9 protein-coding genes and 1 pseudogene are annotated in these 13059 nt (G+C 62.2%); all 10 read right to left on the bottom strand.

The annotated features are described in order from the left end of the window. Positions 1–43 precede the first annotated feature (43 nt). Positions 44–2290, bottom strand: a complete 2247-nt coding sequence (locus tag QN224_RS00215; RefSeq protein WP_283975108.1) for a heavy metal translocating P-type ATPase — start codon at positions 2288–2290, stop codon at positions 44–46. Between the two features lie 103 nt (positions 2291–2393). Next, positions 2394–4562, bottom strand: coding sequence for a glycoside hydrolase (locus QN224_RS00210; RefSeq protein WP_283975107.1), 2169 nt, complete (start codon positions 4560–4562; stop codon positions 2394–2396). Continuing rightward, positions 4559–5557, bottom strand: a complete 999-nt coding sequence (locus QN224_RS00205) for a glycosyltransferase family A protein (RefSeq protein WP_283975106.1) — start codon at positions 5555–5557, stop codon at positions 4559–4561. Before QN224_RS00205 ends, QN224_RS00210 begins: the two co-directional genes overlap by 4 nt. Before the next feature lie 60 nt (positions 5558–5617). Beyond that, positions 5618–6007 carry a VanZ family protein gene (locus QN224_RS00200; protein WP_283975105.1) on the bottom strand — a complete coding sequence of 130 codons (390 nt, stop codon included), beginning with the start codon at positions 6005–6007 and terminating at the stop codon, positions 5618–5620. Positions 6008–6122: 115 nt separating this feature from the next. After that, positions 6123–7220 (bottom strand): glycosyltransferase family 4 protein, encoded by a 1098-nt coding sequence (locus QN224_RS00195; RefSeq protein ID WP_283976066.1) that lies wholly within the window; start codon positions 7218–7220, stop codon positions 6123–6125. A gap of 392 nt (positions 7221–7612) precedes the next feature. Further along, positions 7613–8857, bottom strand: coding sequence for a glycosyltransferase family 4 protein (locus QN224_RS00190; protein ID WP_283975104.1), 1245 nt, complete (start codon positions 8855–8857; stop codon positions 7613–7615). Positions 8858–8864: 7 nt separating this feature from the next. Next, the gene (locus tag QN224_RS00185; protein WP_283975103.1) at positions 8865–9626 is read right to left on the bottom strand and encodes a polysaccharide deacetylase family protein; all 762 of its coding nucleotides are present in this window, start codon (positions 9624–9626) and stop codon (positions 8865–8867) included. Next, positions 9619–10950, bottom strand: coding sequence for an O-antigen ligase (locus QN224_RS00180; protein WP_283975102.1), 1332 nt, complete (start codon positions 10948–10950; stop codon positions 9619–9621). Before QN224_RS00180 ends, QN224_RS00185 begins: the two co-directional genes overlap by 8 nt. A 14-nt stretch (positions 10951–10964) precedes the next feature. Then, positions 10965–12560: a GumC family protein gene (locus QN224_RS00175; RefSeq protein WP_283975101.1), complete on the bottom strand. Its 1596-nt coding sequence runs from the start codon at positions 12558–12560 to the stop codon at positions 10965–10967. Positions 12561–12754: 194 nt separating this feature from the next. After that, positions 12755–13059, bottom strand: a pseudogene (locus QN224_RS00170) (GNAT family N-acetyltransferase); the annotation flags it as partial.

Genomic DNA, 13059 nt, shown 5'->3' with positions numbered 1-13059 from the left:
TCGGGCGATTTTCCGGCGCCAAACGGCAGCGGGCTCGATTTCTTCAGGCGGAACCGGACGGTCGCAAAAGCCGCAAAGCGTTCATCGTGACCAGGACGGTGGCGCCCGTATCCGCCAGGATCGCCGGCCACAGACCGGTGATGCCGGCGATGGTTGTTGCAAGGAAGACGGCCTTCAGCCCAAGCGCCATGCCGATATTCTGATAGATATTGCGCATCGTCGTCTGTGAAAGCCTGACCATGGCGGCGATGTCGGAAACACGCGCATGCAATGAGGCAGCGTCGGCGGTTTCGAGGGCAACATCCGTTCCACCGCCCATGGCAATGCCGACATCCGCTGCCGCCAGCGCCGGAGCGTCATTGATACCGTCACCGATCTTGGCCACATGAAGACCCTCGGCTTTCAACCGACGAATGATGCGCTGCTTGTCCTCCGGCAGCAGTCCGGCGTGGACCTCCATGCCGAACGGACGAGCGATCGCCTCGGCCGTGCGATGATTGTCGCCCGTCAGCATTACGACGCGGATGCCGGCATCGCTCAGCGCCTTCAATCCCGTCGCCGCATCGGCGCGCGGCTCGTCGCGCATCGCCAGGGCGCCGGCGATCCGACCATCGACAACCAGTACGGAAACGGTCTTTCCTTGGTCGTGAAGGGCGGCGATGCGCTCCTTCTGTGCCGTGGTCAGCGGTGCACGTTGATCCGCTGCCTGCGGCGAGCCGAGGAAAAGCCCTACGCCGTCGACCGAACCTTCGATCCCCTTGCCGCCAATTGCCTTGGCGCTTGCCACCGGTGGCAGCACTAGCCCGTCCGCATCGGCGCGCGTCCGGATAGCCAGCGCCAGCGGATGGCTGGAGCCCTGCTCGAGCGCCGCCGCGTGGCGGAGAATCTCCGCCTCCGCCAGCCCAAAGCCGACGAGATCGGTGATCTTCGGTTTCCCTTCAGTGAGCGTGCCGGTCTTGTCGAAGGCGGCAGCGGTGATCCGGCCGATGCCTTCGAGAACGGCGCCGCCCTTCATCAGCAGACCGCGGCGCGCACCCGCCGAAAGGCTCGCAGCGATAGCAGCCGGTGTAGAGATCACCAGCGCGCAGGGGCAGCCGATCAGCAGGATCGCGAGCCCCTTGTAAATCCACTCTCCCCAGGCGGCATCCCAGAGGAGCGGCGGCATCACCGCAACCAAGCCGGCGACGATGACGATTGCCGGCGTGTAATAGCGGGAGAAACGGTCGATGAAGCGCTCCGTCGGCGCCTTGCTTTCCTGCGCCTCCTCGACCAACCGGATGACACGCGCAATGGTGTTGTCGGCAGAAGCGGCGATGACCCGCACACGCAGCGCCCCGTCGCCATTGACCGTTCCGGCAAAGACCCTGTCGCCTGCCTCCTTGCGGACCGGCGTGCTTTCACCCGTTACCGGCGCCTCGTCGACCATGCTTTCGCCGGAGATGATCACGCCGTCAGCGGCAATTCTGTCTCCCGGGCGCACCAGGATCATCGCTCCGACCGACAGGCTCTCGGCCGGAACTTCGCTTGTCCGCCCGTCAATCTCGACGAGCGCCGATTTCGGCACGAGCGCCGTCAGCGACTGAATGCTCGCCCGCGCCCTGTTCGCGGCGACGCCCTCCAGAAGTTCGCCGATCAGGAAGAGGAAAACGACCATCGCTGCCTCCTCCGTGGCGCCGATGAAAACGGCTCCGATAGCGGCGACGGTCATCAGCGTCTCGATGGAAAAAGGCGTGCCGGCAAGCCCCGCCATCAGCGCGCGTCTTGCGATCGGCACCAGGCCTACAAGCATGGCTAGCGTGAACATCCAGGGCTCGGCGGCCGGAAGAAGTTGGCCGGCGCCATAGGCGACAGCGAGCGCGAGGCCGCAGGCGATCACGAGCCGCCCCTTGACGGTTCTCCACCAGGGAGCGGCGGCGGATCCATGATCACTCCCGGTGACCGGAGGTGGGGCCTCGCCGGAATGGGCATGGATCCGCTTATCCCCTGACGGGGAGCGATCGTGCCCATGCGCGTGGTCGCAACAAGAATGATCTCTGGCGCCACGCGCTTCGCCGGCGGCCGTGCCGGCGAGCGGCGAAAGCCTGTAGCCGAGACCGCCAATCTTGCGCGTGACCACCGGGCCGATTTCGTGTCCGTCTGCGTGACGAACCGTCATGGTGCCCGCGGTCACCGAAACCCTGACGTCTTCCACGCCGGCGATGCGCCGCACGGCAGTATCGATCTTTGCCGCGCAGGACGCACAATCCATGCCTTCGACGCGATATCTGCTTTCCCGAACGCTGCCCGTCATGCCTTGCTCCTTACCAAATCGAGAACAGGCTACGACCTCTAGCCACTAGAGGTGCAAGGCAGAAAATGCGCATTGGGATTTCGCTTTGATGGCCGTCCGCGGATCAGCCTTCAAGTTCGAGGAGAAAATAGGTCGTCGGCCCGTCGGGAGTGTCGTTCGAAAGGCGGAATGAGATCGGTCCCGTTCCGCTTTTAACCGGAGAATGAACGGTGCCGTCGAGGCCAACGGGCGAGAGCTTCCATTTTGCCGCCGTTCTCGACAGCGTCAGGTCGACCTCCCCTTTCCGGATCAGGACCGGCAATCTGCCGAAGTCCTCGATGACCTTTTCTTCGCTGTCGCGAAAGATCATGCCGGTGTTCTGAGCATCGGTCGCAAAGGTCAGCAGAAAACGCCGGGCGTCGGCAAGGGTGCCGGGCCCGTCGAGCGCCGAGAGCGCCACGAGACCGTTGCCGTCCGCCCGCTCTATCCGGAGCAGACCGAGGTCCACCGGCTCGCGAAGCGAGGAGAATGCCGCGGCTTCGGTCGACGGCGTCGAGACGCGCAGCTGCCCGACCGTGCGATCCAGCACGATTTCTCCGGTGTCGCTCTGATAGAGCCCGCGCTCGACGTCCGTGCCATTGGCGGCGGGCAGGATTCCGATGTTGCGGAGATCAGCGAGGATATCCGCGCTGGCTTGGGCCCGTGGTTGTGCAACGCCGGTGTCGAGGCGCGACGGATCCGAGCGTTTCAGCCCTATGCGGCCGACCAGAGCCAAATCGGTCAATCGCTCCGGCTCGCGCGCCTGCATGTCCTCGCCTAGGTCTTCCTCGCCGCGAACCGCGAAAGGAATCGTGATGCCAGAGGTCGCGATATCTCCCCGTCTATAAAGAAGCGCTGCAAGCGTCTCGCCCGCGCGGGCGACCGGGTCGAGCGCAATCGCATAGGGAAGCATCGACTTCTTGTGAGGATAGGGTTCGCCGTAGGCGAGCGCGATCGGCCCATGCCCATGCCGGCAGAGCACATCCCAGCCCTGCAGTGCCGCATAGGCCGGCATAACGAGCCCCGCCTCGTAACGGTACCGATTCCAGAAAAGGTGATCGTATTCGCTGACGACGAAGGGCTTTTCGAGCCAGCGCGCAGCCGCGATCATCCGCATATAGTTGGCGCCGTCGGCGATGGCGCTTGCCTGCAGGAGCGCACTGCCCGGCGAATAGCCGCCGACCCAGTCGTGATAGGTATTCATCGTCACGGCCTCTAGGTCGCGCCTGCTCAGCGCAGTCTGCACCGTCGGCCAGTTGTTGTAGGTGCTGATCAGCCCCCTATACCCGAGGTCTCGCAGGGCTTTGCTCATCCGTGCCGCCGATGATCGCTCGACGTCCACGATGAAGGCCTGAAGATCGCGCATGCGGGGACTATCGGCATAGCGATCGGCAGGCAATTTCACCGACCCCGCCTCGAGCCGTTCGTCGTCCTCGAGACCGCCCCAGGCTTTCGCGAGCATCTCGGTCGACGAGTAGCGCTCCACAAGCCAGCGGTTGAAGGGGGCAGCGAGCACTCGATCATAGGGCGGCTTGCCCGGGCGATCATGCACGACACCATCGAACTCAATGCCGTTCTCATTGGCGAGGATCACCAGCGCCAGAGCATCATCGTGGATCGGCGCAATCCCCGTATAGGGATTGACCCGGGCCATGAATTTCTCCTGTAGCTTTTTCCAATGGACGAAGGCTTCCTCATCGAGATGAAGCAGGAGCTTCAGATTTCCATTCGCGTCCCAGCGATCGTCGTAGCCGCCGTAAGCGCCGCGCGGCGACGACAGGCCGTCGAAGATCCAGTGGATGCCGTTGCGCTTCAGCGCGGCGAGCAGATACTGGATGCGGTCGAGCGTCTCCGGATCGAAGTCGAAATCCTCCTGGCGGCCGAACATCAGGCTCGCATCGGTGAAGTGCAGCCGCGCGATGTTGTAACCATGCAGCGCCAGTTGCCGGGCGTAGCGGTCCGCGCCGTCGTGATCCGGAAAGCCGCCGGAAGCCGGGCTCCAGGCGAGCGAGGCGCAGAGCATCCTGACCGGCTTTTCCGGTGCTTCGGCGAACGCCAAATGACCTTTCGGACCGGTAGTCAGCCGATGGCCCGCATCGATGGGCCGGTTCGGCAAGAAGGACGAGAAGTCGAGCGGGCTGCCCGCGCGAACCTCGAGCGAGATTTCCCGGACCGGCAGCCATTGGTCGGAGGCGTGGACGGGCAGACAGCCGAAAAATATCGTTGCTGCGAAAAGCAGTAAGCGGCCTCTCATGCGGGTTTGCCGAGGATTCTGCTCTCGATCGGGGCACTCGGCTTCTTCCGCGAGCTGAACAATCCAACGGGCAACGCAGCGGCGTGGAAGAACCAGGCAACGACCGTATAGAGGCCCATGCCAAGGCCGCCCTTTTTCAGGCTGACCAGCAGGACAACGGCCGCAAGCATGGCTGAGACCGAGGCAATCGCCATGCTCTTGTCGGGCAGGAACAGGACCAGGCCGAGAGACAATGTCCACCAGAGATAGACGAAGGCCCACAGCTTCAGTTCCGGCAGTTCCCGCAGCACCTGGATGAAATAAGGCTTGCCGAGGGAAGCGCGCAGCAATTCGCCGATACCGTAGAGATATTTGCTCTTCCAGCGGCGGACGAGCAGCCGGTAGGAATTGACGGTGTGACCGAAATGCTGGACGAAACGACGGTCGAGACGATGGAGCCCCCACCCGGCGCTTCTCAGGCGGACACCGAGGTCGAACTCTTCGTAGCCGTGAAGATTCCGGTCCGAAAGATAGCCGACGTTCTCGATGGCGGTGCGTCGGTAAAGGCCGCCTCCATTCATGCGGTCGATCGGGCCGATGCGGTTCTCGGGCGCGTTGCGTTTGACGCGCCGTGCGAATTCCAGGTTGGAAACGAGCATCTCCTCCACGTGGCCGGTGACACCGGCAACGGAGGGGTTGTCCGCAAGAAAGCCGATCGCCGCGTTGAGAAAACCGGGATCGAGCAGCATGTCGCCGTCGAGCAGGCAGACGTAGTCGTATCGGGAATATTGAAAACCGAGTTGCGGGCCGATGCCGCAGCTCGGGAGAGCCGGCGGTATGATCTGCGCTATTGTGACCGGATATTTTAAAGCGATCTCCACGGTCCGATCGGACGATCCGCTATCGGCAATAATGATTTCGCCCTGCTTGCCTTCCAGCGCCGCAATGACGCTTTCGATCGTCGCGGCAATCCGCTTTTCTTCATTCAAGGTCTTGATGATGACGGATATTGTCAAAGGAGCCCCCAGATGCCGGCAGGGTGTCGCGACCACGCAAGAGCGTGACAGCAACCGTTTCTAGCCCGGATAATTTGAGTTTTGGTTTATTCGCGGCGGCCGGTGCGCGAAGCGCGGCCAGCGCCGCGCCATGAACCGTCCGGCCGCAACGCCACACCCGCCACCGGCAAGCTTGACCGCAAAATCTTCCCAGCGCGCATGGCGGTCCATGGACAGCATTTGCAGCAATTCGAATCCGACCGCCGTCGCGAGCACGATTGCAACGACGAGCGGCAAACGTGCCGGATAGGCGCCAGCGAACAGAAGGCCGAGCAACCCGAAGGCGCCGAACCTTTCGACATGCGCCCATGTGCCGATATGCGGGCGCATGCCGATCGGAGACAGCGTCGAATAGGCGATCACGGCGAACAGGAGCCATGCGAGTAACGATGCGATGCGTTTGAAATTCATGACTTGGTCCAAATCGTCGTGACCGGCTTTTCCTCAAACCGGAGCCGAACCCGAGAAGAAATATGCATTCATTCAAAGCGTTACGGCGACACCCGTGTCCGAAAGAGGACCGGGCTCATTTCACCAGCAGTGCCCCATAGACCGCCAGCGTCTTTGCAGCGACGCCCGTCCAGCTGTAGGTCAGCTCGGCGTGCGTTATCTGGGAAAGCACCTGCTCCTCGCTCGGAGGATTGGCAATCTTGCTGCCGATCGCCGCTGCGAGGGCGTCTATATCCCCCAGCGGAAAATAGTCATCGGAAGGACGCTCCAGCTCGCGGTTGGCGACGATGTCGCTTGCCAGCACCGGCAGGCCATGGGCGATTGCCTCCAGGAGTGCGATCGGCATGCCCTCATGACTGGAAGGCAGCACGAAGAGGACTGCGTTAGCGAAGAGTTCCGCCAGCCGGTCGCCGGTCTGGAAACCTGCCAAGACGACGCCCGTGACGTTCGCGGCCATCGCCTTCACCTGCTGAACGTAGGGTGTCTCGAATTCCGCGTCGCCGGCGAGCACGAGTTTGTATCCGGCCTTGCCCAGTTTCGCGAACGCCTGGATCAGGTCCGTCTGCCGCTTCTCCGGGACAAGCCGCGCTGCAAGGAGAATATATCGTCGCGGCTGCAGTCCGAACTCCTCGAGTATGCCGGTGGTGCCGCAGAAGGGTGAAACAGCAACCCCGTTTGGAACGAAGGTTACCGCTGCCTTGTGCCTCTCGCTCATGGCCTGGACGATTTCCTTCGAGATCGCGATGCGGCCGTGAGAGAGGCGCATGCCCATGAACTCCCCCAGTCGCAGCATGAGTCTGGCGAAGGCGCCCCATTTCTGCCGATCGTAGTCGTAGCCGTGGTGGGTGACGACCACCTTCATGCCGAGAAGCCTGGCAAGCGGTACAAGGAGCGCCGGTCCAATGGCGTGAATATGCAGGATATCGGGCCGGCGCAAAGCCGCGAAACAGACACCGACGAAGGTATGAACGAAGGCTTCCAACGCCATCCGTCGCGGGGCCCAGAGCGCAAACACCCGAATCCCGTTCCAGGAAAACGACGACGGCCTCTGAAGATAATGGCGGCGTCCGATGACCTCCGCATCCCAACCATGCTCCACGAGCTTGCCCGCGAGCATTTCGACATGCTTCTCGACGCCACCCTGGACGTTCGGGATGCCGCGCAAGCCGAGCATTATCACGCGCCGCCGCGCACGTCCGCTGCTCGGAGGCCGGATGGTGGAGATTTCTTCCGGTACACCGGCGCCGCCAAGCAGGCCATTACCGGACGCCCTCAAATCACCCACCGAACTCGGCGAAACTTGGCCGGCGGCCACGGCCTGCGGGCGCGGCAGGATGCTCGGCGGCGTCAGCCGATTTCGCGAGACTTCGGAGTTTCTGCTCATGGTTGTCTGCTCCAGGGATTTCCCTCGGTGGCTTATGCATCCCAAGCGCTTACTATCCCGGTAAGAAATTCGGTAAACACCGAAGGAAATGCTCGAAAATCAAACGCCCTGCCCGACGCAGGCGGACGGATTCCCAGACGGAGCCAGCCGCTTTCTGATATCGCGGAACTTGTTCCAGGTTTTCAGGCAGCCCCGACTGTTGCGTAAAGGTCGAGCGTCCTGGCGCGATAGGCGGCCGCTGAGAAGTCGCTGGCGATCCAGGCCCGGCCCGCGGCACCCATTTGCGCGCGAACGGCAGGTGTCAGACCGGCCATGGCGTTCAGGGCTCTCGCGAGGTCTTCGACCTCGCCGGACGTCGCCATCAGGCCGGTTTCGCCTTCCTTCACCATCTCCGGAATACCGCCGATGGCCGCGCCGATGACCGGACGCTGCAGCGCGTAGGTCTCGAGAATGCTGACCGGAGCGTTCTCGTACCATTCGGAGGGGAGCACGAGCGCGAGGGACTCGCCGATGAGCCGATGCAGATCCTGCCCTGAAAGATAGCCGGCGAAGGTCACATCCGCATTCAGTTCGTCCGCAAGCCGCCTCAGAGCCGCTTCTTCGGGCCCGGCACCGGCGACGATCAGCCGTTGTTTCGAACGGGCGACGGCCCGGATCAGCGTCGCAAGCCCCTTTTCCGGAGCGAGCCGGCCGGCAAAAACAAAGTAACCACCCTCCTGCCAATCGCTGCGATAGTCCTCGACATCGACGAAGTTCGGGATGTGGATCATCTTTTCGCGCGGCCAGTTCCATTCGACCAGCTTTTCCAGGTAAAACCGGCTCGGCACGACGAGCCGGTCCACCTTTTCGCGGTAGAGCCCGAGCAGCCGATGCAGCATGGTCTCGGCGAGGACGACGGCGCTAAGCGACGCGGAGTCCTTGACGCAACGGTGGCGCAGGACGTTGTAAATTCGCCCGCCGCTGCAATCCTCGCATACTTTTCCGTCACGGAGCATCTTGTAGGACGGACAAGCGAGCTTGAGGTCGTGAACGGTCATCACCACCGGAATGCCCGCAGATTTGAGCGTCGAGAAGATTGCCGGCGACAGATGGTGATAAACATTGTGTGCGTGGGCGACAGACGGACGCACGCGTTCGATCAGCCGGGCAATATTGCGTTGAGCCTCGACGGAATAGATGACGCTCGCCGCCTGGGAGACTTTCCGCAGCAAGCCCGTTTGCCGGCCGTATTCGATCTCCGATACGAAATATTCCGACCATGGCGACGCTTCGTTGCTGTCGTGCTGCATCGCGAACGGCACGACATCCCAGCCGATCTCTCCGAACATCGCCATGTGGTCGAAAAAGACCGTCTCCGCGCCACCGCGACGGTAGAAGTAATTGTTGATCGCCAGCAGTCTCTTTCCGGTGCTTTCGAACGCCTTCATACGTGCCTCACCAGTTGATCCGGTTCAGCACCCGGTCGACCGGAAGCACCTGGCATCCCTTGTCGACCGCGTAGCGGACCAGATGATCGAAGGCTTCGGGGCTGCAGCCGTAGGGCGTCGGAGATGGCGCAATGTCATGGGTAAAAAAGACGAGCCAGCCGGGGCGTTCGACAACGTCGTCTATCCACCGGGTCAGCGCGCGCGCATGCTGCTCGGGCTGGCGGATCTCGACCGCCTTGAGCATCAACGGATCAATCGCTCCACGATTGATGGCCTCGCCGCCGCCGCGGCACGTGCGATAACGCCTGCGAAGCTCCGCACGCGCCCAAGGCCAGGCGGCGTTGTACGGAAAGGCGAAGTTTGCCGCTGCCGGCGTGACGCCGACATTTTGGAGATAGTCCGCGTTGCGATCGAGGTCCCGGCTAAGAGCGGCCACGGACATGTCGCGTATCCTGCGATGAGAAAAAGTATGGCAGCCGATTTCGTGCCCTCGAGCCAGTAGCTCTCCGCAGCCGGCCGGCGAAATCAACGTTCGGTCCGGCTCCACCTGACCGGCAAGCCCGCCGGCGATGTAGAAAGTGCCGCGCGCGCCGTGCCGTTCGAGAATGGTCGCACCATGATCGAGCGCACTGTCGGGGACGTCGTCGAAGGTGAAGGAGACGAGCGGTGTCTCCGTTGCCAGGCTGCGCCGTTGCCGGGCGAAGCGCCAGATCGCCCGGTTTGCCAAGCGATCGACCAGCCCATCGATCTTGCGTGCGATCTCAGGCATGCGCCACCGTGCTCCTTTTCACCGGTTGCCGATCGACCGTCAACACGGCCGAGGATTGCAGATGCAGACCGTAGAGCGCGAACATGAACGTGAACCAGATCAGGTTTCCGCCTTCGAAGAACAGTGTCTCGAGGCCGGCATGGAAGATCGTGTAAAGCCAGATGCGAATGAACAGCCGCGTGAGATGTGAGTGCTCGCGTCCCGGAGCGATCCGCGAGATGTCGCGAAGCGGTAGCAGAATGACCCAGATCAAGGTCAGGATCAGCCCTGGAAATCCGGTCATCAATGCGACGTCCAGATAGGAATTGTGCCCATTGGCCGCGGCGACGGCCCACGTCTCCACCGAACCGCCGCTGTAGACCAATTCTTCTGTCTGCCAGAAGGCCCTGAAGCCATAGCCAAGCAACGGATGCTCCGCCAGCGCCGAGAAGGCGAAACGCCATATATCGGCCCGGTTCGTGAATGTCGCATCGATCCCAAGCCCGCTAATGAACTCACCGAGCGGAATGAAGACAGCCGAGCCGACGGCGAAGAGATTGAAGAGCCCGACACCGCCGACGGCAATCGGAATGCGCAGGAAACGCGCATGCTCGAAAAGCCACGCGAGGATCAATATCGCGGGAAGCATCGCTGTCGAGGTCTTTCCACCGGTGTGGACGAGAAAGACGCAGCACAGCGCAATGATCGCGATGCCGGCGATGCGCGACCAGGTGTTCATGACGAAGAAACCGAAGAACGCACCAATCACCATCGCGGCGGCGGCGCTGTTCTTGTGCGGAAAGTGACCCCGCCACAATCCGGCATTCATCGGTTCGCGCAGTTCTGACGCCTGGTGTATGGCAAGCGACGGCTTGAAAAGGATGCCGTAATAGGCAACCGCCAGCATGATAAGTGTGCCAATCCCGAGCATCTTGGCGAAATGCCGTTCCGAGGCCGGCATCAATAGATAGATGCCGGCGTTTACCGCCATCATCACGCTGAGAACGACGCCCTTGATGCCGAGGATCGGATGCGCGGAAATGATCGAGACGAGAAGAAACCACGTGAACAGAGCGCCCAAAAGGAGGCGCGGCTGCAGGATCGTATTCCGCATCGGATGAAGCACGCCGTAGCAAAGCGTGCCGGCGAAGAGAGCCAGCGATATAATCTGATTCAGCCGACTGGAATTGCCCGCAGAAGGGTCCAGGATCGCCGCGCCCGTGAGGTCGACAAACGGGTCGATGGAGATCCACAGGAACAGGAATATCGCCATGAACAGAAAGGTTCCGGCGGGCGCCATCAGGCTCTCCGTAGACCGGGCCTCGCTGTAGCTGGCACTGCTCATGCCTGCGGCTCCCTTTATCCGGCCGCCGGCCGCGGGCCGCGAACATACTTCCATGCGCCAAGGGTCAGCGCGGCGGCCACACCCACAAAGAGCCCCAAGATCCCGCCCGCGATCAGGAGGATGACCGTCCGGGGCGGCCAGGTTCGGGAGTTCGGTGGCATCGCGCGCGAGATGACACGGACATTCGTCGCGTCGATCTGCTGGCGCTCGGCGACCTGTTGCGCGCGGGCCAGATGCGTCTCGTAAATCGCCGCCTTTGCGCGGGCGTCGCGCTCGAGGTCTCGCAGTTCGACCTGGGCCTCATTGTCGGTGAAGACGTTCGACTTCTCGGCGCGTGCCTTGTTACGCAACGCGTCAAGCGCCGCTTGCTCCCGGTCGAAGTCGGCCTTCGCGCGCTCCAGTATGCGGCGGGCTTCCTCGTTCATGGCGGCTTCGAGCGTGGTTTGTTCGGACCGCGCGGAAACAAGGCGCGGGTGCCTGTCACCATAGGTGAGCCTCATCGAACCGACCTGCTGCTGGAGCGCGTTGTACTGCTGCCGCAGACTAGTCATATTGGCGGATTCGAAAACCGAAGCGCTCGCGGTCTGCTTTTGGGCGATGGCCAAGCGCATCTGCTTATAGCGCGTTTCGGCCTGGATGAAGCCCTGCTGGGCGGCCAAAACCTGGGTATTGAGCTCGCTGGAAAGCTGGTTGCTGACGAGCTCGCCGTTGCTGGACTGCAATCCACTCGAGCGCCGGAAATCCTCAACCTTCTTCTCGGCCGCCGTCACGTTGCGGCGCAGTTCGTCGAGGCGGGCGTTCAGGTTCTGGGCGACACGGCCGGCGCTTTCCGCAGCCGATTGGAAAAGCTCGGTTTCAAAGGCGTCGACGATCGCATCCGAGAGGACGACGGCCTTCTCCGGTTCTTCGCTCCAAACCTTCATGACGACGACGAAGGAGCGCTCCTCCCGCCGTGCCTCGACCCGCTCTGTCAGGGCGCGCATCACTGCCAGGTGCTTGTCGGCGTCTTGGTCGGCATCCGACAGGAACAGGTCCTTCAGAAAATCCAGAGGGGATGGTCTGACGAACTCAGCATCTTTCGTCAGCTGCAGCTTGTCGATGACGCGCGCCAAAACGTTCCGCGACGTGAGAACCCTGAGCTTGCTTTCGACTTCGAGCAACTGCGCGTCGCGCTGAGGATTCGACGTGAAGACGTCGTCGCTGACGACGTTGAGGTTGGATGGGTCGACGACAATATCGGTATAGACGGTGTATCGCGGCGACGCCGTCAGCGCATAGGCAAGAGCGGCAGCGACGCAAAGGACCACGGCGATGACGATCCACCGCACGCCGTCACGCAGCCACAGGATGACATCATCGACGCCGATCTCGCCGAGCAGTTGAAGACGGGGGAGCCATTCGCCAACGGTCGCCGGGCGCGGCTGCAAGACCGGCGGCGACGGTGGAAGATCCGCTGCGCGGGAAGAAGTCCTGCGTTCTTCGAGAACCGTCGCCTCTTCCTCGTCCGTTGTAGGGACGAGATCGAGCAGCGAGCCTCCGCCAGAGCGAAGCCGCCGATAGCGTGTCTCAAGGCGTAATCCTTGTTCTTCGGGCTCGCTCCGCCGATACATCCGTTTTTCCCCACGCGTGCCCTTGAAGCCACCAAAGAGCGTCCTGCGTACCCCGCATCGATTGTTAAGAATTAGGCCCGCACGGTGAATATTCCGTTAAGTGCTACTTGTGGTCGGTAACCTTCCACGGCTCCTCGAGCTTGAAACCACGCAATTCCGGACGGAAAACCGCTGCGCACCTTTCGTGGATTGCTCTAGAAATCCGTAAGCAGCCTGCTCCAGCTCTCCGACGCAAGACCGCCGATATAGATGTCATTGCGCAATGCCGCCTCCTTGAGATCGGCGTGACGCGTAACCATGCAGAAATAACCCCTGTGGCGGAAGGATAGCCACCGCTGGCGCGATATGGCGTTCATCAGGAAGGGCTGTGCCATGCCGACGGCAGCGGCGTAACCTTCGCGATCGAGGGAGGCAAACAATTCGGCGGTGACGTCGAATTCGCGGCCCTCCTCGCATAACACGTTCAGCACATTGGCAATGCCGTTCTCGCTGCCGACGA

This window comes from Sinorhizobium sp. 7-81, assembly GCF_030124405.1.
Classification (GTDB): Bacteria; Pseudomonadota; Alphaproteobacteria; order Rhizobiales; family Rhizobiaceae; genus Sinorhizobium; species Sinorhizobium psoraleae.
This window is presented reverse-complemented; position numbering and strand designations above follow the sequence as displayed.